Below are 22,639 nucleotides of genomic sequence, written 5' to 3'. Positions count from 1 at the left end.
TGACGGGTGGGGGTACCCGGTGACCGGTCACGGCGGGGACCTCGCTGACACCGCACGGGCACGCGACCTCCTCGCGGTGCGTGCCTTCGAGGCGCAGCGACGTCGTCGGCGCCGTCGGCGTATCGCCACGGTGGCGCGCGTGGTCGCCCTGGCCCTGCTGGCCGCGGTCACGGTTCTGGCCATCCTGGCTGCTCTGACCGCCTGATCCTGTTGACCGTTGTCGGGGGACGGTCACAACGACGTTAGCGCTTGCACAGGACCCCGACCACCGCTGCCACAAGGTGCCAACCTGACTGGTCAGAGCGATGTTGACGGAACGGCACTACCGGCGAGTTCTCCGGAGTACGAGGAGAGCGGACGAGAAGTCGACTTCGGCGATATCGCGTGGTTCTCGTGAACGACGTGGAACGAGCCCCCGACCAGGTGTGACGCTGATCGAGGGCTCGTTGGAGACTGGTTACAGGCGGCCGGACTTCACTGCCGAGAGGAAGGCCGCGAACGTGTCACGGTCGACGACCAGCATTCCGCCGTCACGGTTCTTGGTGTCGCGGACGGCCGCGAGGTCGGCGGCGCGGCCTACCTCAACACACTGCCCACTGTCGCCGCTCCGACTCGACTTACGCCAAGTTTTGATGCCCATGACTCTCCTCATCATACTTCGCCTGGTACTTGAGCAGGACGTCATTGCTTTCGTCGACGTTGAGCGCGATGGTGTGCAGCTTTTCGACTGCTCGCACGAAAATTTCCGTGTCGCGCTCCCGGTCCAGCCATGACGCCGTACGCAGGTTCTCCAGGTAGACTAGCGGAGATGTTTCGTTCTCGGGAAACGTCAGGAGCATAAACGGGCTGATCTGACCGAGATAGCATCCCGCTGAAAATGAGATCATTCTCACAGTGATGTTTGGCTCTTCCGATACGCGAAGCATGTACCGGATTTGATCGGACATGACCTCACTTGAGCCAGCAGGGCGCGCAAGTGCCGCTTCATCCAAGAATGCGGTGTAGCGGGGAGCACGCCGCCCGGTGAGCACACCTTGCCGACCAGCCCTAATGTAGAGCAGATCGCCTATGTTTGATGCTTCGTCGTCGGCAGTGATGACAGCCGTAGCGTAGTCGCGAGTTTGCAGTAGGCCCGGAATGTACGAGCTGACGTTAACGATGTGGTCTGCCTCGACTTCGTACGAGATCAACGCGGACAGCTCGTCATCAATCGCCGCGCTGGGAGTCCACGGGCTGACGCGCAGGTCGGCGAAACGGTCAAGCCACCGCCTCTTGACATCAAGGGAGACTTCCAGGAGGTCCGCGAGCTCGTTCAGGATCTCTTCTGAGAACTCGACCTCACCGCGTTCGAGGCGGTTCACCCACGCCCCGTTCTTCCCCGCGAGGCGCGCAAGTTCGCGAACTCCAACGCCTGCTTCCGTGCGCGCTCGGCCGATGGCTGCTCCCAGCGCCCGCGCGACGGGTGTTCGCAGTGTCCGTGACATGGCAGCAGCCTAGTGGATCGACATACGTACCAGTAACAGTTCACTCGACTGGGCACTAGACGCGATGTGTGAGACACAGCAACTCTTACGTGGACAGTGGAGCTGTATCGGATACAGCAGCCAAACGGCAGAAGGGGCCGCTATGTGGGCGTTGGTCTGGCTGGTCGTGTCGGGGATGGGCGTAGCCCTGTTGTTGCGGGGCGCGGCGTGGCTCGCGGAACGAGGCTTGCCACCGGAGCCTGACAAGCACCGAGCTGTCGAGTACGACCCCGCGACGCGAAGCTTCCGCTCGCTGACGGGTGGGGGTACCCGGTGACCGGTCACGGCGGGGACCTCGCTGACACCGCACGGGCACGCGACCTCCTCGCGGTGCGTGCCTTCGAGGCGCAGCGACGTCGTCGGCGCCGTCGGCGTATCGCCACGGTGGCGCGCGTGGTCGCCCTGGCCCTGCTGGCCGCGGTCACGGTTCTGGCCATCCTGGCGGCCCTGGCCGCCTGATCCTGTTGACCGTTGTCGGGGGACGCTCAATGAATGGACATGTACACCGATTCGTGGGGCCGGGGAGTCTGCCACCGGTCTGGCGGATCGACGCGCGACCACCTGCCGGCTGGTTGTGGTGGCGGCACCTGGTAATCGGCACCTACGGCGAACACCTCACCGGTACTACCGTCCACACCGTCTGCGGACACGCGGTCGTCGTGGGCCACGAGGAACGACCAGACGAGATCCCGTACCAGCCCTGCGGGCACTGTGCGCAGATCATGAAACCTGACCTGTTCGCGGCGCTGGTCGTGCCCGGATACACGGCGGCTCACCTGACGCGGGAACGCACCGACGTCGACGTGTGGACGGAATGCGGCATCCGGGCACCAGCAGCCGATACCGAACTCCTCAGCCTGCTCACTCCCGGGGTGGAGTTCTGCCTGGCCTGCTGGTTCCCCCACAACAGGGAAGGGGAACCGTGGTGAGCCCGTACGCGCCCGCCACCCGGCTCACCCACGCCGTCCTCGCGGGACGCCTCGACCGGTCGGCGCCGGTCACGGTGCTGACCGCCACGGCCTGCCGGGTGCACGGGCTGACCGTGGCCGGCGCGGCCGTGCTGGAGATCGTCGCCGACGGCCCCACCACGGCCAGCGCGGTACGCCACCAGGTGGGGCTGTCCCACCCGGCGTGGGAGGCGGTCCGCAAGCACCTCCAGCGTCGTCACCTGCTGCTGCGGGGCGTGGCCCGCGCCAGCCCTGCCCCCGGGGCGCCAGTGTTGCGGCGCCACCAGCTCACCGAAGGAGGGCGTGCGCTGGTGGGCCGGCTGACACCGCTGCTGATGATCATCCTGGATTACTTCGAGTTCCAGGAATAGAGCAGGAGGAATCCCCGTATCCAGTTGATACTGGATACGGGGATTCCTCCATGCGCCCAGTCGGTCCCGGCCGGACTTCGTCCGCCGCACCGTCGCACCTGGATGCTGCGCGCCCATCGGACACATCCACGTCGGTGCATCGTCACCAGCGCGGCCACCTTCTCATCGTCGGGCGGGCGCGGGCGCCGGTACAGGGTGACCACGCTGTCCGCGTGCTGCTGGTGGGCGCGGATCCGCCCGGTCGAGACGTCGTCAGAGAGCGGTCGGGGAAGGGAACCGGCGAGCGCGGTCATACTGCCTCCCCGTCCACGAGCCACTGTGCCGCCGGGAGCACGTCCCGGGTGGGCGCCACGGTCGCCGCGACCACCAGCGCCCGAACCCGCCGAGAGATGTTCACCGGCCGGGGACGGGTTGGTCAGGTCAAGGCGACGGTACGTCCCGGCCGCCGTCTCGCAAGGGAACGCGGTGGTCGATCCGCTGGCCCATCCTGTGCGATTCACCGCGCGCCTGGGTGTCGCACGCACGCACTCGCGAGAAGCCTGCCGTGGCCCGCGCTCAGCGCACGGAGCCCGGCCTGGCACGGGGTGTCCCCTCAGTCCCCCGTGGGCCGGAGGCGCAGCTCGGTCTCGACGAACCGGTGGAGGTGCCGCCGGGCCCGCTCGGCGCTCAGCGGCGGCGCCTGCCGCAACCGTTGCAGCGCGAGACCGTCGATCAGCGCCACGAGGTGGACGGCGGACTCCTCCGGGTCCGGGCAGCCGAACTCCCCCTCGGCGACCCCACGCCGGATCAACTCCAGGATCTGGGCATGCCACCGGTCGTACCGGCCGGACTGGCGGTCGGCGAAGGCGTCGTCGTGCCGGCCGGCGCTCCAGTAGTCGAACCACAACCGCCAGTGCCGAGCGGTGTCCTCGGTGAAGGCCGCCTCGACGAGCCCGCGCAACCCCTCGACGGCGGACCTGCTGCGACGCGCCTCGGCGAGCACCGGATCGTAGTACTGCTCGATCTCCAGGGCGATCGCCTCGGACAGGATCTCCCGCACGCTGTGGAAGTGGTAGGTGACCGTGCCGACCGAGACACCGGCCGCCCTGGCGATGTCACGGATGCCGATCCCGGCCAGGCCGCGTTCGCCGATGAGCGGGAGCGCCGCCTCCAGCACGAGTCGGCGGCGCACCTCGGTGGGCTGGCGGGTCCTGGTAGCCGGGGTGACCGCCCGGCGTCCTCGCCGCGCCCTCGGCTGCTCCCCGGGAGGGGTCTCCGCCACGGCCACCCCGGTGTCGGTGGCCATCGTCGGCTGCCCGTCCCGACCCGCCTCGGCACCGTCCTCGGGAGATCCCCCGTCCACCGCCCCGTCCCGGGCGGGAGTCTCCGACCCGGCGCCGGTTCGCGGTTCGGAGACCCGGGCGGCGGGGGGCGGCGACGCCCGCCCGGCTCCCGGCGTCGGGAGGTCGCCGTCCGCGTGATCCTGGGCGGGGTCCGCGACCTCGGAGGTCGCGGACCCCGGGAACCCTGCGCTCAACCCGAGGTCCTCGGGAGTCGGCGGTGCCAGGTGCGGTCGCTGACCGTCTCGCCGTCGGCGACGGCGGTGACCCGGCTCTCCAGGACGAACTCGTCCGCCGTGGCCCGCAGGTCGGACTTCGTGTCGATCCGCACGTCCCAGTCCTCCCGCCGCAACCGGATGGTCCACGTCGAGGTGGCGGAGGCGGAGAGGGGGTCGTCCGCCCGGATGCGGTAGGTCTCCAGGGCGCTCTCCGAGTACTCCATCCCGTCGGGGAAGGTCCGCGAACCCCCGTAGTTGGGGTCCACCTGGAGGGTCCACTCGCCGGTGGCGACGTCGTGGCGGACGACCCGCTCCGGGCGATCCGGCGTGAGACCGGACCGCACGGGCAGCGGCGGCGCCTGCTCCGGCTCCTCGAACTCGATCGGGGCGGCACCCGCGTCGGCCCCCGGGTCCCGCACGGGCAGCAGCAGCGCGCTGTCCTGGGCTCGTACCCGCAGCACCGGGCTGGTGGGCTGGGGCCAGACCCAGGGCCAGTACGCGGTGGACACCGCGACCCGCAGGCGGTGCTCGGCGGGAACGGCGTACCCGGTGGCGGTCAGCTCGACCTCCACGTCCTCCTTCGTCCCGGGGTGCCAGGGCACCGCCCGGTCCCGGCCGTCCCGGCTCGCCAGGTTCAGCACGCCCCGGCTGATGAGGGTGGAGGACCCGTCGGGGGCGACGTCGCAGAGCCGGACGATCACGTTGGCCCTGGTGACGTCGCAGTCCATGCGGAGCCGCACCCTGGCCCGCCCGAGGATCTCCAGCCGCTCGGTCAGGGGGGCCGAGTCGAAGCAGGTCGACCGGCCGTCCTCCTCCCGCTGGTCGGGTGGCAGGTCGGTGGCGTTGCCGAACGGGAAGTAGCGACCGGCGTCCACCCCGGTGTGCTGGGGGCTGGAGATGACGACGCGCCCGTCGCCCATCGTGGCCGGTCCCCGCAGGTCCCCCGCGAACGGGCGGGTCTGCCAGTTCACGGAGGGGGAGGGCCAGCTGGGGTCACCAACCCACCGCCCCGGCCGCTCCGGGTAGCTGGTTCGTGGTGGGACGGGTTCCTGCATCCAGGTGCGCAGCGGCGGCGTGTCCATCGCGCCGTTGTCCTCGCCCTTGAGCCAGTGGTCCCACCACCTCAGGGTCTCCTGCAGGAACCCGATGGCGGGTCCTGGCGGCAGTTCGATGTCCGGGTAGCGGTGCGCCCAGGGGCCGATGATGCCCCGAACGGGGGCGTCGAGGTGTTCGACGAGCCGGAGCACCGTGTCGCGGTAGGGGTCCGCCCAGCCGCCGACGGCGAGGACGGCGGCGTCGATGGCCGAGTAGTCCTCGCAGACGCTGCCGTGCCGCCAGTAGTCGTCCCGCTGCTGGTGGGCCAACCAGGTGTGCAGGAACGGCTCCAGCGCGTCGAGCCGTTCCCGCCACATCGGCAGCCACCGGTCCCCGACGGCGGCCGGGTCCGGCGGGCGGGAGGTGAAGGCCAACATCGTGCCCGCCCACGCCAGCATGTCGATGCCGAGGACGGCGCCGCCGACGTAGTGCACGTCGTTGTCGTAGCGGTCGTCGGTGGAGCAGACGGTCACGACGGCCTTGAGCGGTTCGGGACGCAGCGCCGCGACCTGGAGGGAGTTGAAGCCGCCCCAGGAGATCCCGAACATGCCGACCCGCCCCGTGGACCACGGCTGCTCGGCGAGCCAGTGGACGACGTCGACGCCGTCGGCCAGTTCCTGTTCGGAGTACTCGTCCCGCATCACGCCCTCGGAGTTGCCACTGCCCCGCAGGTCCACCCGCACCGAGGCGTAGCCGTGGCCGGCGTACCAGGGGTGGCGCTGGGCGTCCCGGGGGGCCGTCCAGTCCCCCTTGCGGTAGGGCAGGTACTCCAGCAGCGCCGGGACCGGCCGGTCGACCGCGTCCACGGGACGCCAGATGCGGGCGTGCAACCGCGTGCCGTCCCGCATCGGGATCCAGGTGTCCTCGACCTCGACGTCACGGGCGAACTCCTCGCGGTATCTCACCGGTCCTCCTTGCCGACCTCCCGCCACCGCCGGATTCGGTGGCCTGCCCCTAGTTCTTCCCACACCGCCCCGTCGGCCGCGTCATCGGCCCACTGGACGGGTGGCGCGTCCCGGTTCTCGGCCCGTCGGCGGGCCGAGGTCGGGTCGGGTTCGAGCGCGGCGGCGAGCAGTGTGCTGGTGTACGGGTGGTTGGGGCCCGCGAAGACCGCTTCGGTGGGGCCCTCCTCGACGACGACACCGTGCCGGAGGACGACGACGCGGTCGGCGATGCCCCGCACCACGGCCAGGTCGTGGCTGATGAACAGGCAGGCCAGCCGCCGTCGCGCCCGGAGGTCGTCGAGGAGGGCGAGGATCGAGGCCTGCACGGACACGTCGAGCGCGGTGGTGATCTCGTCCGCGATCACGACGTCCGGTTCGCCCGCCAGTGCCCGGGCGATGCCGACGCGCTGCCGTTGGCCGCCGGAGAGCTGGGCCGGCAGCCGTTCGGTCAGGGCCGGGTCCAGGTGGACGTCCGCGACCAGCCCTCGGGTCCGCTCGTCCAGTTCCCGGCGGCCACGCGCCAGGCCGAACATCCGGAGTGGACGCCGAACCGCCTCGGCGACGCGCCGACGCGGGTTGAGCGCGGTGTCGGCGTTCTGGAAGACCAGCTGCACCCGGCGGCGCAGGTCGGTGGCCCGGCGGGCGGCGGGCTGGGCGAGGTCGTCGGACCGCCCGTGGTCGGTGTACCGCATCTCGCCCTCGCTCGGGGGGCGCAGGCCGGCCAGCGACCAGGCCAGGGTGGTCTTCCCACTGCCCGACTCACCCACCAGCGCCAGCACCTCGCCACGGCGCAGCTCCAGGGAGACCCCGTCGACGGCGGGGCGGGGTTCGGCGTGGGCTCGGCGGGTGCGCCGGCGCCTCCCGTACCCGATGCGGACGTCCCGCAGGGAGACGACGGGTGGTGCGTCCGCCACCGGCTCGCGCCGCCGCACGGTGCGGCCGCCGTCCTCGCCCACCTCGACGAGACCCCCGTCGGTGATCCTGGGGACGCTCGCCAGCAGGGTCCGGGTGTAGGGGTGGCGCGGGTCGGCGAACAGCCGCTCGGTGTCGGCTTCCTCCACGACCTCACCCCGGCGCATCACCAGCACCCGGTCCGCCATGCTCGCCACCACCCCGAGATCATGACTCACCAGGACCGTCGCCAGGCCCAGTTCGGAGCTCAGCGTGTCGAGCAGGCGGAGGATCCCGCCCTGGGTAACGACGTCCAGCCCGGTGGTGGGCTCGTCGAGCACGAGCGCGCGGGGGCGCGCGGCCACGGCCATCGCGATCGCCACCCGCTGCTGTTGGCCGCCGGAGAGCTGGTGCGGGTACCGCCGGGCCAGCTCCGCCGGGTTGGGCAGTCGTACCTGGTCGAGCAGCTCGACCACGGCGGCGTCCAACGCGCGGCGGTCCAGCCCCCGGCCCCGCAGCGCTTCGGCGATCTGGCGTCCCACCCGCATCGACGGGGTGAGCGCCTGTCCCGCGTTCTGCGCCACCATCGCGACGGTCCCGCCCCGCAGGGCGCGGAGCTGCCGGGGCGGCAGGGCGAACACGTCCTGCCCGTCGACCAGCACCCGGCCGCCGGCGAGTCGCGAGCCGTGCCGCAGGTGGCCGAGCACGGTGCCGGCCACGGTCGACTTCCCCGACCCCGACTCTCCCACCACGGCCACCGTCTCGTTGGCGCGCACCGCCAGGTCGACCTCGTTGGCGACGACCACGTCCCGGCCCGCGGAGCGGTAGGACACGGTCAGCCCGGTGATCTCGACGACCGGCTTCCCGCCGGTCGCTTCCCGCTCGGTCATGCGCGCCCCTTCCGCACCCGGTCGACTCCCCATGCCTTGGACAACCCGTCTGCCGCCAGGTTCAACCCGATGACCAGGGTCGCCAGCGCGATGATCGGCGCCAGGCTCGCCATCGGCACCACGGTGATCGCCGTCCTGTTCTCCGCGACCATCAGCCCCCAGTCCGGCGTCGGCGGGTTCGCGCCGAAGCCCAGGAAGGACAGCGAGCTGATCAGCAGGATCACCCAGGAGGCCCGCATGGCGAACTCGACGCAGACCACGTCGACGATGTTGGGCAGCACCTCCCGGAACAGGATCGACGTCGTCCGTTCGCCCCGGACCCTGGCCGCGGTGACGTAGTCGCTGGGGGCCACCCCCTGGGCGGCGGCCCGGACGACGCGGGTGACCGCCGGCGTGTAGACGAGGCTGACGGCGAGGACGATGACCAGCGGGCCCGCCCCCAGCACGGTCACGACCACCAGCAGGGCCAGGACCGGCGGGATGGACAGCACGGCGTCCATCACCCGCATCACCAGGTTGTCCAACCAACCCCCGCGCAACGCCACCACGCAACCGATCACGGTGCCCAGGGCCACGGCGAGGACGGTGGCCCCGAAGGACACCATCAGGGCGTAGCGCCCGCCGTGCAGCACGCGGCTGAGGACGTCACGTCCGTACTGGTCGGTGCCGGCCCAGTGCGCCCAGCCAGGCCCGGCGAGGGCGTTGGCCGGGTCGTTCTCCACCGGGGAGTGGGGGGCGACCAGCGGGGCGAGGAGGGCGACCAGCAGGTGCGCCGCGACCAGCGCCAGGCCCACCCACGCCGTGGTCGAACCCCGCAACGCTCCCAGGAGACCGGTGAGCGTTCCTCGCCGCCCGGTCGTGTCGGTACCAGTCCCGCTCATCGCAGCCCCACCTGCTCCCTGCTCCGCAGTTTCGGGTTGAGCGCCATCGCGCCGAGGTCGGCGGCGAGGTTGCACAGCACGTAGACGGTGGCGCTGATCAGCGCGATGGCCTGCAACATCGGCAGGTCGCGGTTGTGCACCGCCTGGAGCATCAGACTGCCCACCCCCGGGTAGTTGAAGACGTTCTCCACGACGACGACACCCCCGACCAGCCAGGCGATGTTCATGGCGATCACGTTCAGCGTCGGCAGCAGGGCGCTGGGCAGGGCGTGCCGGGTCACCACCCGCCAGCGCCCGAGCCCCTTGAGGGTGGCCGTCGTGACGAACTCCCCGGCCATCACGTCGATCACGCTGGTGCGTGCCATGCGGACGATGTAGGCGGTCATCGCGACGCCGAGGGCGGCGGCGGGCAACCAGACGGCGGGGAGCAGCTCCCCGATGCTGGCCGATGGCCCGTCGAGCACCACGGCGGGCAGCACCGGCACGGTGATGGACAGCGCCAGGACCAGCAGGGTCGCCACCACGAACTCGGGCACGCTCATGCCGACGAGGCTGAGCCCGGAGATCAGCGTGTCGGGCCAGCGGTCGCGGTAGAGGCCGGCGAGCACGCCGAGCACCACGGAGAGCGTGACCGCGACGAGGATGGTGACCACGGCGATGAGCAGGGTGTTGCGCAGGTGCAGGCCCACCTCCGCCGCCACCGGCTCCCCCGAGGCGAGGGAGGTGCCGAGGTCCCCGGTGACGGCGCCCCCGACCCACTCGAGGTAGCGCTGCCAGGCGGGTTGGTCGAGGTCGAGCTGCTCCCGCAGCGTCGCCACCGCCTCGGGGGTCGCGTCCCGCCCCAGGATCTGGCTGGCGACGTCGCCGGGGAGGGCCTGGAGCGCGAGGAAGATGAGCACGGAGGACAGCGCGATGGTCAGCAGCGCGGAGAACAGTCGTCTGGCGACGAAGGACAGCATGCCGGTCACCTCCGCAGCCCGATGTTGAGGTAGTCGAACTCGAACCCGTGCTCCCGGTAGTTGAGGACGTCACGGGAGAGACCCACCAGGCGGTCGGCGAACACCGGGGTGATCGAGCCACCGTGGTCGACCACGTACCGCTGGGCGTCCTGGTAGAGCATCCGGCGGCGGTCGGCGTCCATCTCACCCCTGGCCTCGTCGAGGAGCCCGTCGAAGCGGTCGTCGGCCCAGGCCGTCTCGTTGTAGCTCGAACCACCTCGGAAGATCTGGTTGAGGAGTTGTTCGATGGGCCGGCCGGTGTACCAGTAGGTCGCCATCAGTGGTTTCTGCATCCAGATCTGGGAGAAGTACGACTCGGCGGCCGCGGTCCGGACGTCGAGGGTGATCCCGGCCTCCCGCACCGAGTCCCGGAACGCCAACGCCATCGGCGTGAAGACCGGGTCGTAGGCGGAGGTGTGCAGGTCGAGGCGAAGGCCTTCCAGCCCGGCTCGGCGGAGCAGGAAACGCGCGTGCTCGGGGTCCCGTTCGACGCGGTAGTCGGTCCAGTAGGGCTCCTCGGGGGGTACGGGGTTGTCGTTCCCGATGACCCCGGCTCCCTGGAGGGCGACGTCGAGCACGGCCTGGGGGTCGTAGGCGAGCTTCATCGCCTGCCGGACCGACGGATCGGTGAAGGGCTCGGCGGTGCACAGCATCGGGAGGCCGTACCACTGCGAGTTCACCGACCGGGCGATGGTCGCCCGGTCGGAGGCGTTGATGACGCGTGCCGTGGCGAAGTCCAGGTTGGTCTGGGAGAGGAGGTGCACCTGGCCGGCGAGCAGCGCGTTCGACCGGGCCTGGGTGTCCGGGATGGCGTAGAACTCGATCTCGTCGAGCACCGGCCGCCCCTCCCAGTACTCGGGGTTGGCCACCACCCGGCCCCGGCCGGCGGGGGTGAAGGACTCCAGTCGGAACGGGCCGGTCCCGACCCCGGTCTCGCCGATGTGCCGCCCGCCGGCCTCGGCGCTGCCGTCCGGGATGACGTAGCAGTTGTACGAGGTCAGCAGGCTCGGGAACTCGGCGTTGGGCCGGGTGAGGTCGACCACGAGCGTGTGGGGGTCCGGGGTGTGGATCCCGCCCGGTTCGAGCATCGGCGCCAGGACCCCGGCCTGCGGCGATGCCACGTCCGGGTCCAGCAGGTGCCGCAGCGTGTAGCGGGCGTCGGCGGAGGTGAAGGGCCTGCCGTCGTGGAAGGTCACGCCGCGGCGCAGGGCGAAGGTCCACCGGGTGCCGTCCGGGGACGGTTCCCAGCCCTCCGCGAGGTCGGCGACGACGGAGCCGTCCTCCCCGATCCTGGTCAACCTGTTGTAGACGGCGCCGAGGTACTCGTAGGCGGAGAGCGCGCTCGCCGGGTCCAGCGTCTCGGCGTCGGAGGCCGGGGGCCGCGCGATGCGCAGCACCCCTCCGCTGGCCGGGTCGCCGGTCGCCGCCTCCACGGGGAGGGCGCGGGAGGCTGGTCCGGACGAGGAGCACCCCGCGGCCAGCCAGGTGGCCCCGAGGGCGCCCAGCCCGCCGGCGAGCAGGGAGCGGCGGCTGATCCCCCCGGGTGGTCGGACGCTGGTGCTGCCGTGGCGCATCTTCCTCCTCGCCCTGGCTGGGTGCCTCGTCTCGCCCTTATTCGTTCACTGAGCGATTGAGTTGGACCGCTGCACGATAGACAGACACCGCGAGGAGACCAAGCCCCCGGCCCCGTGGAGACCCGGGCGGAGACGAGGCGGACGGGCCCTCGGATCGAGGGCCTCACGACCGCCTCACGCACCGACACGGGTCACCTCGAAGCGGGAGGAAACCGCTGTTCGTGCCGGGGAGTCGGCCCACACCACCGCCCGGTGGGCCCCGGCGCGGCGAAGGCCCCGAGAACCGGCGGGCAGGACCGTTACGGCTTCCCGCCGGTAGTGACGGGAAACACTGCCCTGGCGACGGAGGGAGTTCGGCCCGTCACGGTGATCCGCCGGGGGCGGGGCTTGGGACGATCGATCGGCGGCCGGCGGTCGACCGTCCACGGTCGTCCACCGCCGGGAACGTCCGGATCACGGTGTCACGGCCGGGGTGGACGGCCAATCCGCGCGGCTCGCCGCACCGAAGGACGGACGTGACGAGTCGGCTCGACGATGAAGGTGGTCATGGCTGAGTGGACGGAACGGGCCGGCCGGCCCCCGGAGCAGGACGGGGCGGGCCGGCCGGACCAGGACGCCCCCACCGCGGAGCAGCTGATGGTGCGGGTCGCCAGAGGGGACGAGACCGCCTTCGGGCAGCTGTTCGACCTCCTCTCCGGCCCCGTGCTGTCCCTGGTGCGGACGGTGCTGCGCGATCCGGCCCAGTCCGAGGAGGTCGCGCAGGAGGTCCTGGTCGAGCTGTGGCGCACGGCACCCCGGTACGACCCGGCACTGGGGTCCGCGACGACCTGGGCCCTGACGATGGCCCACCGGCGGGCGGTGGACCGGGTCCGCTCCGAGCAGTCCGCGACGGACCGGGAGTCGAGGGTGGGCCGGCTCGACGAACGGCGGCCCTTCGACGAGGTCGCGGAGACCGTCGCGATCCGGCTGGAACAGGCGCAGGTGCGGCGCTGCGTCTCCACGTTGACGAGCCTCCAGCGGGAGTCGGTGCTGCTCGCCTTCTACCGGGGGCACACCTACCGGCAGGTGGCGGAGCTCCTCGGGGCGCCGTTGGGGACGGTCAAGACCCGGATGCGGGACGCCCTGATCCGGCTGCGTGACTGCCTGGGGGTGGGACAGTGAGCGTGGACATCCATTCGTTGACGGGCGCCTACGCGCTCAACGCGGTCACCGGCGAGGAGCGGACGGCGTTCGAGGAGCACCTCGCGGCCTGCCCGGTGTGCGCGCAGGAGGTGCGGGAACTGCGGGCGACGGCGGCGCGGGTGGCGGGGGCGCTGCCGACCACCCCGTGCCCCGGCCTGCGCGAGCGGGTCATGGCCGAGGTCGCCACGGTCCGCCAGGAACCCCCGCTGGTGGACGACGGGACACGGGCCGGGGCCCCCGCCCCGGACGTGCGTTCTGGTGCGGGTCGGCGGTGGGTGGTGCGCTCGGCGCTCGCGCTGGCCGCCGCGACCGCGGTGCTGGCCGGCGTGCTGGGCGGGCAGGCCATCCAGCTGCGCGAGGAGCGGGACACGCTCCGGGAGGAGCTCGCCGGAGAGGCGGGGCCGGCGCTGTCCGACCTGTTGGCCTCCGAGGACACCAGGGTGGTCAGTGGGGAGAGCGAGGGTGGGGGTACGGCCACCGCCGTCGTCTCCCGGGAGGCCGACCGGGCCGTCCTCCTGGTGTCGGGCATGCCGGACGCGCCGGCCGACCACGGCTACCAGCTGTGGCTGATCGACGACCAGCACGCCAGGCCGGCGGGGATGCTCGACGACGGGGAGGGACCCGTGGTGCTGGTGAAGGGTCTGGACGGGGCCGAACGGATCGGGGTTACTGTCGAGCCGGCGGGCGGGTCACGCCAACCCACCACGGATCCGGTGATGGTGCTCTCCCTGAGCGGTTGACGGGCCGGACGACGGCTCGTCCGGGAGGGACGAGGGCGGATCCGCCGCGCCCCCGCGCGGCGGGCGGTCCGGGCCGCACGCACGGGCCCGGACCGCCGGCGCGACTCGCCGCACCACCCCGGGTGCGCGGCGCTGGCTCGTTTGCCCCCGGGGCGCTCGGGTACCCGGAGCACGGTGGCGGCCCCGGGAGACTTCACCGCCGGCCGGTGGTCCGAGCGGAGGAGGAGCGCATGCGCGCACCGTTGTCCCGGCTCCGGTCAGCGGTACTGGGACCGAGCCGACGCGTACCCGAGCGAGCGCGGGACGTCGAGACCGCGACCCTGCGCTACCTGGTGTACGGGCTCCTCCCCGCCTGGTTCGTCCCCGGCTTGCTCGACTGGGCGCTACACCGGCGCACCGACATCGAGCACACCGCCGGGGTCCAGGAGTCGCTGATCCACGCCCTGATGATGACCGAGGTCGGCGTGCCGATCGCCATCGCCCTGGTGTGCGAGGTCAACCCCCTCGTGCTGACGATCATCGTGGCCGCGATCCTCGCGCACGAGGCCACCGCGTTGTGGGATGTCACGACGGCGGAGGAGAGCGGGCGGGAGGTCCGGCCCGTCGAGCAGCACGTCCACAGTTTCCTGGAGGCCATGCCGTTCATGGCTGGTGGAGCGCTGGCCTGCCTGCACTGGGAGCAGATCCAGGCGCTGGCGCGGGGTGCCCGGGACCGCCGGGCCTGGACGCTCCGGTTGAAGCGCCCGTCGCTGCCGCCCCGCTACCTGGCCGGGGTCGGTGGGGCCATCCTCGGTCTGATCGCACTGCCCTACGGGGAGGAACTGGTGAGGTGCCTGCGGGCACGTCGGCGCGGCTCCGCCACGGCGACGGCCTGACAGGTCTCCCCCGCCGCCGGCCCGCCGGTCGACCGGGGCGACCGTGGGTTGGCGCGCGTGCGTTCGACCCGGCGCGGGTGCCGCGCCGAGGGAGGCGCCGCGGCGGCCGGTCGCGTGCCGCCCGGTGGGCGGAGGCCTTCGGGACGTTCCCGCTCGCCGCCGGCGCGAGGTCGAGCGGGGGGCCGACGACCGCCGACGGGCACGCGCACCAGAGGAGACGGGACCGGGGTCCGCCGAACGGCGGCCAGCACCCCGATCCGTGGAGGACGAGGAGGACGACGATGACCGAGCACGCTGGCGAGTTGGCGGTGAGCACTCCGTCGGACGTCGAGATCACCATGAGCCGGACCTTCGACGCGCCCCGGGACCGCGTCTTCGCCGCGCACGGCAGCTGCGAGCACCTGCGGCGCTGGTGGGCGCGCGGGAACCCGATGGACTGCGAGCTGGACTTCCGGCCGGGCGGTTCCTACCGCTTCGTCGAACACGACCCCGACGGGAACGACTACGCCTTCCACGGCGAGTACCAGGAGATCGTCGTCCCGGAACGCATCGTTTCCACCTTCGAGTTCGAGGGCGCGCCCGGTGAGGTCCTGGTCGACACCGTGACCTTCGAGGAGGCGGACGGGAGGACCACGGTCACCACGGTCTCCCGGTTCGACAGCAGGGAGGCACGGGACGCGATGCTCCGCGTGGGCATGGTCGACGGAGCCGCCCAGTCGCTGCGCCGGCTCGCGGAAATCCTGCCCACCCTGCCCTGACGCGGACCGGTCCCAGGTCGGGGCGTGTCCGGCCGGGGACGTGCGTGACCGCCTCGTGGACGTCGAACCGGCCGCCGATCGCGGCCGGGGTGGCGAAGGATGCGGGTCAGGTCGAGTTGACGGTTCCCCGCCCCGACCGCAGCGCGGGGCTCGGGTGGTCGCGACCGGCTTCGAGCCCTTCCAGCAGTTCCAGCACGGTCGCCCTCGCGTCGTGCTCCGGACGCCAGCCCAGCTCCGTCCACGCTCTGGACGTGTCCAGCACCGGGCACCACCGGGCCAGGTCCACCCAGCCCGGCGAGGTCGGCTGGAGGCGCAGTGCCCAACTCACCCTCGCGGCGGCCCGGACGAGCCAGGGCGCGACCGGCACGTGCCTGGCGTGGAGGAGGCGGGCCAGCTCGGCCGGCGGCATCGGCGGATCGGCGGCCAGGTTGAACGCCCCCGCCGCCCGCTGACCGATGGCCAACGACACGGCGCTGGCCACATCCTCGGTGTGGACGAACTGGAGGGTCAGTTCGGAGGGCATCGGTAGCACGGGCAGCTTTCCCCGCCGCACCCCCCGGTACACCGACCGGGGGACCAGTGGGCCGATGAAGTAGCCGGCGATCTCGACGGCGGCCCGCCGTTGCAGGATCAGGCCCGGCCGGAACCGGGTGATGGTGAGCCCTGGCTCACGGCGACCCAGTTCGTCCAGCAGGGCCTCGACGGCCGCCTTGTCCCGGCTGTAGGAGGACGCGGCGACACCCCCGGTGGGCCAGTCCTCCCCCACCGCCCGACGTTTGGGACCCGGTGAGTACGCGCCCACCGAGGACAGGTACACGAGGTGGGGCACGCCGGCTCGGACGCACGCCTCGGCGACCCGCCTGCTGCCTTCGACGTTCGTGCGGTGCAGGGCGAGCTCGTCGTGGCTCGGTTGGATCAGCCAGGCGAGGAGCACGACGCTGTCCGCGCCCCGCAACACCTCGACCAGACGTGGGGTGCTGTCCTCCGAGCCGATGTCGATCTCGTGCCAGCCGACACCCTGGTAGGGCGGGGCGGGGGGTGGCGTCCGCCTGCTCACCCCGACCAGTTCGGCCCGCGGGTAGTCGCGGGCCAGCCGACCGAGCACGGCCGTCCCCACGTTCCCCGAGGCTCCGACCACGACGATCCTCACGACGGCTCCTCCTCACCGGGCTGCGTGCTCGTGGGTCCCGTCTCCCGCGCGGGGGACCCCGGCCCGAGGCCTGGGCGGCGGGAGGGGCCGCCCCGGGGGACCGCCCGGTCCCCGTCCCGCGCCCCCGACGCCCAACCTCGGTGGCCGTGCGGCCGCAACAGCACCTTCCGCACGCCGGGACGCTTCTTCGCGAAGGCCGCGTAGTACTCGGGGGCGTCCCGCAGCGGGACCTGGTGGGAGACGAGTTCGGCGGCCCCCAGCGGGTCACCGTCCCGCAACACGTCCAGCAACGTGTCGGTCCACGCGCGGACGTGGGCCTGGCCCCAGCGCAGGGTGACGTTGCGGTCGAACAGGTCGCCCAGGGGGAAACGCGGCATCCACGCCGCGTACACGCCGCTGACCGAGACGGTGCCGCCCCGGCGCACCGCTCCGAGGGACTGGTGCAGGGCGTGCAACCGGTCGGGCTTCGTCTTGAGGATCTGGGTGACCCGGTCGACGACCGACCCCTCCGAGTCCATTCCCACCGCGTCGATCACCGAGTCGGCGCCGCGGCCGGCCGTCCCGGCCCGGATCTGTTCCACCGGGTCACCGTCCTGGGGATCGATCGTCTCGATCCCCGCCCTGGCGGCGAACGCGCGCCGGTCGGGGTACGGGTCGACGGCGAGGACCCGGCCGGCGCCCCGGTGCAGGGCGATCCGGGCGCTCATCTGTCCGATGGGGCCGAGGCCGAAGACCGCGAGGCTGCCCCCTCGGGGGACGTCGGCGTACTCGACGGCCTGCCAGGACGTGGGCAGCACGTCGGAGAGGAGCGCCAGCGCCTCGTCGGGGACCCCTTCGGGTACCCGGATGGGCCCGAAGTGGGCCTGGGGAACCCGCAGGTACTCGGCCTGCGCTCCGGGGACCCCACCGTAGAGGTGGGTGTAGCCGAACAGCGATGCGCCCTTCCGGCCCCCCAGGTTCTGCGTCGTCTCGCACTGCGCGAACAGCTGGCGCCGGCACATGAAGCACTCGCCGCAGGAGATGTTGAACGGCACCACCACCCGGTCCCCCGGCCGGATGTGGTGGACCGACCTCCCCACCTCCTCGACCACGCCCATCGGCTCGTGACCCAGGATGTCCCCGGGTTTCACCGCCAACGCGAGGCCGTGCTCGTAGAGGTGGAGGTCCGAGCCGCACAGCCCGCTCGCCGTGACCCGGATGATTGCGTCCGTCGGCTGCTCGATGGTCGGGTCCGCCACGGTGTCGACGTGCACCGACCGGGGGCCGTGCCAGGTGAGCGCGCGCATCCTTCCCCTTCCGCCCAGCGTCCGTGAACCTCCGCACTGTCCCCCTACCCGGACGCCACGCCGCGAAACGTGGCCCGGCCGGGCCCGACCCGCTCGGTCAGACCCGGCGCAGCAGGTCCGCCGCTGCCGTGAGGTCAGCGAGGAAGCCCGCGTAGGCGTCCTCGCGGTCCCTCGCCCGCAGCACGGCCGACGGGTGGACGGTGGCGATCAGGTGGTCGGGCGCGCTCCTTCGCGGACCGAGTTCCCCGGCGGGGAAACGCTGGGGTTCGCCCCGGTGCCGGGTCACCCGGAACGAGTCGCCCAGCAGGGACTTCGCCGCCACGGCCCCCAATGCCACCACCAGTCGGGGGCGAACGACTGCGAGTTCCGCCAGCAGCCAGGGGCGGCAGGCGACGCGTTCGGTGCGGTTGGGCTGGCGGTGCGGGCGTGGCTTGCCCGTGCCGCCACGGGTGAACCCGAAGTGCTTGACCGCGTTGGTGAGGTACGCGCGGTCCCGGTCGATCCCGGCCTCCCGGAGACCTCGGTCGAGCACGCGGCCCGCGGGGCCGACGAACGGGGTGCCCTCGATGTCCTCCCGGTCGCCCGGCTGTTCGCCCACCAGGACGACCTCGGCGGTGGCCGGCCCCCGGCCGAACACGACCTGCGTGGCGTCCCGGTAGAGGTCGCAGCCCCGGCAGGCCGTGGCCGCCCGCCGCAGTCCGGGCAGTCCGGCCCGGGCCGGCACGAAGGGGGTGGCGTCGGTGTGCTCAGCGGGCATGATCACGTCACCTCGTCTCGCCGCGCCGAGCAGGCTCCCTGCTTGGACGGCTGCGCGGACGTCCTCGGACGGAACGCCGTTCCCCTCCGGGTGCCCCGCCGCCGGGCACCGTTCACGGCCCGGTCTCCTCCGAACCTCTCGCGGGAGGCCTGCCCTCCCGCGCGGTCGCGTCGCCGCCCCCGCCAGCGCGTACCCAGGCCGTCCGGCCCGGCGTCGCGGCGCACCCCGCGACCGGGCGGTCCCCCGCGCCAGCCGGGACGCGGTCAGCCAGGGCACACCTCCACCCTCCCCCGCCACGGTGGCGGCCCAGCCGAACCGGCATGCACCCGCGGCCGGCGGGCACCCGGCTACCGGGAGCGGGTCGGGGCACCCGCCCTGGATACCGGGCGGAACGCGGAGGTGCGGGGTGGCGGCTGACCAGCCCAGGGTGGCGATGGTGTGCGGGACGACGGCGGCGGACAGGGACGGGGTCGCGGACTACGTCCACCACCTGCTGCCCGCGCTGACCAACGCCGGGGTCGCGGCGGACCTGGCACCGGTGTCCCTCCACCCGGGGCAGGGGCCGGGCCGCCGGTGGGACCAGCTGCGCACGTTGCGCCGCCGGCTGGCCCGGTGGGCTCCGGACGTGGTGCACCTCCAGTTCGCGCCGTCCGCCTACGGCTTCTCCCGCCTCTCCGGCCTGCTGCCACTGGTGGTGCCCCGAGGCGTGCCCCTGGTCACCACCCTGCACGAGTACGGTTCCTGGGACCCGCCAGCGGTACTCCCCCGGGCCCTCTGGCGGCTGGCTGAGGCCCGAGGCTGGTGGTGCCGGGAAACCGGGCGGCTGGTTCCGAGGAGCCGGGCGCTCCTGACCACCAACGCCGGGCACGCCAGCGTCGTGGCACGGCGGTGGGGGCAGGCCCCGCACGTGGTGCCGCTCGCCGCGAACGTCGCGGTAGGACGACCGGAAGGCGATCCCCGGGTCCGCGTGCGCGCCGGGTTGGGCCTGCGCGCGGACGCCCCGCTGATCGTGTTCTTCGGGTTCGTCCACCCGGTCAAGGGCCTGCGCTACCTGATCGACGCGCTGCCACCGCTCCGCGCCGCCCACCCGGGGCTGCACCTGTGCGTGGCCGGCGGCTTCGTCTCCTGCGCCCTGCCCGAGCCGGAGGCGCGGGCGTTCCACGACGACCTGGTCGAGCTCACCCAGCGGCGGGGCGTGGGCGACGCCGTGACCTTCACCGGGTACCAACCGGAGGAGCGGGTGTCGGACCTGCTGCGCGCGGCGGACGCCGCGATCTTCCCGTTCACCGGGGGCGCCACCACCAAGAGCGGCGCCGTCCTCGCGGCCATGTCGCACGGAACGCCGACGGTGGTGACCGGAGCGGACCCGCCCGATCCCGACCTGGTGGACGGCGAGACGACGGTGGTGGCGCCCTCCACCCGCAGCGCCGAGGCGCTCCGCGAGGCGGTGCACCGGGTACTGGCCGACCCCGACCTGCGTCGACGTGTGGCGGACCGGGCCCGCCAGGTGGTGGGTCGCCGCGACTGGCCGGTGATCGCCGCCGAACACCACAGCGTGTACCGGGCGGTGCTGCGGGAGTGGTCGTGAGCGGCACCTACCGGCGCATCCTGGTGGTCGACCTGCTCGGCGGTCTCGGGGACCTGCTCATGCTCCTGCCCTCCGTGCATGCACTGGCCAGGAACCACCCCGGGGCGGAGGTGCACCTGCTCACCCACCGGCCAGGGGACTCGCTGGTGGAGGCGGACGAGGCGGTGACGGCGGTCCTGGTTCCGGAACGGCGGGGCGGGGCGGTGAGCGCGAGGCCGTCCAGCGGTCGCTGGCACGGGTCGACCCGGACCTGGTGGTCAGCTCCACCCGCTACGACGGCATCCCCGACCTCATCGAGCGCTTCGGCGCCAGGGCGGTGACCGACCTGTGGCGCCACCCGCCGCCCGACGAACGCGTCGGTGACCGCTACCTGCGGATCCTGCGCGACGAGGGGCTGATCGGGACCGAGGACCTGGACTGCCCTGGGCATGTCCGCCTCACCTCGACCGAGCGCCTCCTCGGCGCGGAGCTGCTGGGGCGCGTGGTGCCGGCGCACGTGCGGCGGGCGCCGGTCGTCCTGGTGACGGGAGCCGGCATGGCCGTCAAGCGCTGGCCGGGTCCGAGCTGGGACGCCCTCGCCGCCGCCCTGCGCGCGGCGGGCACCCCGGTGCTGGCCGTCGCCGACGGGGGACCGGTGCCGAGGGGGGCGTCCCCGCTGCCCCGAGGGGACCTCCGGGCGCTGGCCGCGACCTACGCCGAGGTCGGGCGTCGCGGTGGGGTGGTCGTCGGCGGCGACACGGGACCAACCCGGCTGGCCGCCTCACTCGGAGTGCGGGTCGTGGGGCTGTTCGGGCCGACCTCGACGCCGCGGTACGGGTTCGGGCCGGGACCCGGTTCACCGCACGAGGCTGGCCGACGGGGGGTGGGGCAGGTCGGGGGCGGTGGCGCGGGTACCCGCGCCACCGGCGCGTCGGCCCGTCCCGGGCGAGACGGGGAGGACGGGCGGGTGCTCGTCTCCCCATCGGGTTCCGACCTCCAGGGCCTCCCCGGGTGCGACCACCGCAGACCCACCGCGATCACCGAGCAGGGTTGTTGGTGGTCGGCCGCCTGCCCGTTGTCGCCCCACGGTCCGGCGTGCATGGCGGCCCTGGACGTCTCCGATGTCCTCCTCGCGGTGGAGCGTGCCACGGGGGCGGCCGGGTGAGGGGCGGCCGGGACGGGCCTCGTCGCGGGCCGGCGTGCCGTGCGCGCGGGTGCCCGGGGCGGCAGCTCGGCGTTTCACCGCGCCGTCACGTGGCATCCCGGGAGGGAGGTCCATCCGGACCTCGGCGGCGGTGGGACCGCCGTCCGGACCGGCACCGGAGGAGGGACGGATCATGGCCAGCGCCAACCCGATCCAGATGCAGAAGTCGCTGAAGGACCTGGACTACCCGGCGAGCACGGACCAGATCGTCGAGCACGCGCAACAGCACGGAGCAGACGAGAACATCCTGTCCGGCCTGCGCAAGCTGCCCAAGGACCGCACCTTCGACGGGCCGAACGCCGTGAGCGAGGCGTTCTCCAAGGTGTGACGTCACGACGATCGCCCCAAGGGGCGCGGCTGGGGTGTCAGGCGGCTGATGCCCCTTCCCGTGCGCAGTCCGGGACACCCAGCGGAGGAGTGAGATGAGGCTGTCACGAATCACCGACCGGATCGCGGAGCAGAAGTGGCTGGACAGGGTGAACTCCCGCATCCACCGCGTCGTCACGCGGGTGCTGCCCGAGGGGAGCGTGAAGGACGCCCTCCACGGTGTCTGGCTCGGCCACCCGGTGCACCCCGCGATGGTCCAGCTCCCCGTCGGGTGCTTCCTCTCGGCCGCCGTGCTGGACGTCACCACGCCGGGGAGCCGGGCGGCGCGGGTGTTGGTCGGCACCGGGATCGCCAGCGCGATGCCCGCGGCGGTGAGCGGTTGGGCCGACTGGTCCGACGCCCACGAGGAGCAGCAGCGGACCGGCACGGTGCACGCGCTGTTGAACACCGCCGGGCTCGCCTGCTACCTCGTGTCGTTCGTGGCCCGCCGCGACCGGTCCGGTCGCACGGGTTCGGTCTCCGGCGGCGTGGGCATGCTCTTCCTGCTCGCCGGCGCGACGCTGGGCGGCGAGTTGTCGTTCCGGCAGGCGCTGGGCCCCAACCACGCCGAGGACGCGGCGCACCGGGGCCCCAACGACTGGTGCGACCTCGGCCCGCTGGACGACTTCAGCGAGGGGCGCCCCGAGGTCCGGGACGCCGGCAACGTGAAGGTCGTCGTGCTGCGCAGCGGTTCGGACGTGGTGGTGTTGCACGACGCGTGCAGCCACCTCTCCGCTCCCCTGCACGAGGGGGAGGTGGAGGAGGTGGCCGGGCACCGCTGCCTGGTGTGCCCGTGGCACGGCAGCACCTTCCGCCTCTCCGACGGTGAGGTCATGCGGGGGCCGGCGACCGCGCCGCAGCCACGGCTGATCAGCCGGGTGCGGGCGGGCCGGGTGGAGGCCCGGGCCCGCACCTACGCGGGCGTCCCGGCGAGCTGAACCTCCCGGCCGGCGGGTTCCGCTCCGGCGTCCCCCGTCTCCACCGACGTGCGGAGGTGTCGGCCGCTCGTGGACGGCACCCGAGGCCAGGCGTCCGCCCTCGGGTCCCCGCACCGGGGACGGGAGTGCCCCGGGGGGACCCGACATCCGCCGCATCGACGACTC

The 22,639-nt window shown here is 72.9% G+C and carries 24 protein-coding genes; 13 read left to right on the top strand and 11 right to left on the bottom strand.

The window, feature by feature from the left end; translation table 11 throughout:
* Positions 1-19: 19 nt before the first annotated feature.
* On the top strand, positions 20-205 hold the full coding sequence (locus G443_RS00685) for a hypothetical protein (RefSeq protein ID WP_016701497.1): 186 nt from the start codon (positions 20-22) through the stop codon (positions 203-205).
* A gap of 252 nt (positions 206-457) precedes the next feature.
* On the opposite strand, the gene G443_RS00680 is transcribed toward G443_RS00685, so the two are convergent.
* Positions 458-640 (bottom strand): DUF397 domain-containing protein, encoded by a 183-nt coding sequence (locus G443_RS00680; protein WP_081715410.1) that lies wholly within the window; start codon positions 638-640, stop codon positions 458-460.
* Entirely contained in the window at positions 618-1,484 is an 867-nt protein-coding gene (locus tag G443_RS00675) for a helix-turn-helix domain-containing protein (RefSeq protein ID WP_081715409.1), read from the bottom strand. The genes G443_RS00680 and G443_RS00675 overlap by 23 nt, the downstream gene beginning before the upstream one ends.
* A 312-nt stretch (positions 1,485-1,796) precedes the next feature.
* Here G443_RS00675 and G443_RS00670 point away from each other — a divergent pair, with 312 nt between their 5' ends.
* From G443_RS00670 to G443_RS00660, 3 genes are read left to right on the top strand one after another with little or no spacing between them, the layout of a single operon-like run.
* Entirely contained in the window at positions 1,797-1,982 is a 186-nt protein-coding gene (locus G443_RS00670) for a hypothetical protein (protein WP_026418709.1), read from the top strand.
* 29 nt (positions 1,983-2,011) lie between these two features.
* Positions 2,012-2,452 (top strand): hypothetical protein, encoded by a 441-nt coding sequence (locus G443_RS00665; RefSeq protein ID WP_155886115.1) that lies wholly within the window; start codon positions 2,012-2,014, stop codon positions 2,450-2,452.
* Complete coding sequence (locus G443_RS00660; protein WP_155886114.1) at positions 2,449-2,841, top strand: hypothetical protein; 393 nt, start codon at positions 2,449-2,451, stop codon at positions 2,839-2,841. Before G443_RS00665 ends, G443_RS00660 begins: the two co-directional genes overlap by 4 nt.
* A 592-nt stretch (positions 2,842-3,433) precedes the next feature.
* Here G443_RS00660 and G443_RS00655 read toward each other — a convergent pair.
* Genes G443_RS00655 through G443_RS00630 form a run of 6 tightly spaced genes read right to left on the bottom strand, consistent with a single transcriptional unit; the run spans position 3,434 to position 11,651 of the window.
* Positions 3,434-4,357, bottom strand: coding sequence for a TetR/AcrR family transcriptional regulator (locus tag G443_RS00655; protein ID WP_245588778.1), 924 nt, complete (start codon positions 4,355-4,357; stop codon positions 3,434-3,436).
* The gene (locus G443_RS00650; RefSeq protein ID WP_026418705.1) at positions 4,354-6,378 is read right to left on the bottom strand and encodes a CocE/NonD family hydrolase; all 2,025 of its coding nucleotides are present in this window, start codon (positions 6,376-6,378) and stop codon (positions 4,354-4,356) included. The genes G443_RS00655 and G443_RS00650 overlap by 4 nt, the downstream gene beginning before the upstream one ends.
* The gene (locus G443_RS00645; RefSeq protein WP_026418704.1) at positions 6,375-8,198 is read right to left on the bottom strand and encodes a dipeptide ABC transporter ATP-binding protein; all 1,824 of its coding nucleotides are present in this window, start codon (positions 8,196-8,198) and stop codon (positions 6,375-6,377) included. Before G443_RS00645 ends, G443_RS00650 begins: the two co-directional genes overlap by 4 nt.
* A complete protein-coding gene (locus G443_RS00640; protein ID WP_026418703.1) occupies positions 8,195-9,079 on the bottom strand; it encodes an ABC transporter permease in 885 nt (294 codons plus the stop codon). Before G443_RS00640 ends, G443_RS00645 begins: the two co-directional genes overlap by 4 nt.
* Complete coding sequence (locus tag G443_RS00635) at positions 9,076-10,038, bottom strand: ABC transporter permease (protein ID WP_026418702.1); 963 nt, start codon at positions 10,036-10,038, stop codon at positions 9,076-9,078. The genes G443_RS00640 and G443_RS00635 overlap by 4 nt, the downstream gene beginning before the upstream one ends.
* A 5-nt stretch (positions 10,039-10,043) precedes the next feature.
* Positions 10,044-11,651, bottom strand: a complete 1,608-nt coding sequence (locus G443_RS00630) for an ABC transporter substrate-binding protein (RefSeq protein WP_026418701.1) — start codon at positions 11,649-11,651, stop codon at positions 10,044-10,046.
* A 546-nt stretch (positions 11,652-12,197) separates the two neighbouring features.
* On the opposite strand from G443_RS00630, the gene sigK reads away from it, so the two are divergent.
* From sigK to G443_RS00610, 4 genes are all read left to right on the top strand, one after another.
* Entirely contained in the window at positions 12,198-12,812 is a 615-nt protein-coding gene (sigK, locus tag G443_RS00625; RefSeq protein ID WP_081715427.1) for an ECF RNA polymerase sigma factor SigK, read from the top strand.
* The gene (locus tag G443_RS00620) at positions 12,809-13,573 is read left to right on the top strand and encodes an anti-sigma factor (protein ID WP_026418700.1); all 765 of its coding nucleotides are present in this window, start codon (positions 12,809-12,811) and stop codon (positions 13,571-13,573) included. Before sigK ends, G443_RS00620 begins: the two co-directional genes overlap by 4 nt.
* Positions 13,574-13,803: 230 nt before the next feature.
* Positions 13,804-14,448, top strand: a complete 645-nt coding sequence (locus tag G443_RS00615; RefSeq protein WP_051313919.1) for a hypothetical protein — start codon at positions 13,804-13,806, stop codon at positions 14,446-14,448.
* Between the two features lie 281 nt (positions 14,449-14,729).
* The gene (locus G443_RS00610) at positions 14,730-15,206 is read left to right on the top strand and encodes an SRPBCC family protein (RefSeq protein ID WP_026418698.1); all 477 of its coding nucleotides are present in this window, start codon (positions 14,730-14,732) and stop codon (positions 15,204-15,206) included.
* 106 nt (positions 15,207-15,312) lie between these two features.
* On the opposite strand, the gene G443_RS00605 is transcribed toward G443_RS00610, so the two are convergent.
* From G443_RS00605 to G443_RS00595, 3 genes are all read right to left on the bottom strand, one after another.
* Entirely contained in the window at positions 15,313-16,356 is a 1,044-nt protein-coding gene (locus tag G443_RS00605; protein ID WP_026418697.1) for an NAD-dependent epimerase/dehydratase family protein, read from the bottom strand.
* Positions 16,353-17,642: a zinc-dependent alcohol dehydrogenase gene (locus G443_RS00600; RefSeq protein WP_026418696.1), complete on the bottom strand. Its 1,290-nt coding sequence runs from the start codon at positions 17,640-17,642 to the stop codon at positions 16,353-16,355. Before G443_RS00600 ends, G443_RS00605 begins: the two co-directional genes overlap by 4 nt.
* A 97-nt stretch (positions 17,643-17,739) precedes the next feature.
* Positions 17,740-18,399 (bottom strand): UdgX family uracil-DNA binding protein, encoded by a 660-nt coding sequence (locus G443_RS00595; protein WP_026418695.1) that lies wholly within the window; start codon positions 18,397-18,399, stop codon positions 17,740-17,742.
* A 406-nt stretch (positions 18,400-18,805) separates the two neighbouring features.
* On the opposite strand from G443_RS00595, the gene G443_RS00590 reads away from it, so the two are divergent.
* The 5 genes from G443_RS00590 to G443_RS00570 all read left to right on the top strand — a co-directional run bounded on the left by G443_RS00590 (position 18,806) and on the right by G443_RS00570 (position 22,474).
* On the top strand, positions 18,806-19,987 hold the full coding sequence (locus G443_RS00590) for a glycosyltransferase family 4 protein (protein ID WP_051313918.1): 1,182 nt from the start codon (positions 18,806-18,808) through the stop codon (positions 19,985-19,987).
* Positions 19,984-20,307 (top strand): hypothetical protein, encoded by a 324-nt coding sequence (locus tag G443_RS00585; protein ID WP_253860086.1) that lies wholly within the window; start codon positions 19,984-19,986, stop codon positions 20,305-20,307. The genes G443_RS00590 and G443_RS00585 overlap by 4 nt, the downstream gene beginning before the upstream one ends.
* Positions 20,241-21,131 (top strand): glycosyltransferase family 9 protein, encoded by an 891-nt coding sequence (locus G443_RS00580; RefSeq protein WP_253860085.1) that lies wholly within the window; start codon positions 20,241-20,243, stop codon positions 21,129-21,131. Before G443_RS00585 ends, G443_RS00580 begins: the two co-directional genes overlap by 67 nt.
* Before the next feature lie 172 nt (positions 21,132-21,303).
* Positions 21,304-21,498, top strand: a complete 195-nt coding sequence (locus tag G443_RS00575; RefSeq protein WP_016698370.1) for a DUF2795 domain-containing protein — start codon at positions 21,304-21,306, stop codon at positions 21,496-21,498.
* A gap of 94 nt (positions 21,499-21,592) precedes the next feature.
* Complete coding sequence (locus G443_RS00570; protein WP_035292030.1) at positions 21,593-22,474, top strand: Rieske (2Fe-2S) protein; 882 nt, start codon at positions 21,593-21,595, stop codon at positions 22,472-22,474.
* Positions 22,475-22,639 lie beyond the last annotated feature (165 nt).

Source organism: Actinoalloteichus caeruleus DSM 43889, from assembly GCF_000429185.2.
In the GTDB taxonomy this organism is placed as follows: domain Bacteria; phylum Actinomycetota; class Actinomycetes; order Mycobacteriales; family Pseudonocardiaceae; genus Actinoalloteichus_B; species Actinoalloteichus_B caeruleus.
This window is presented reverse-complemented; position numbering and strand designations above follow the sequence as displayed.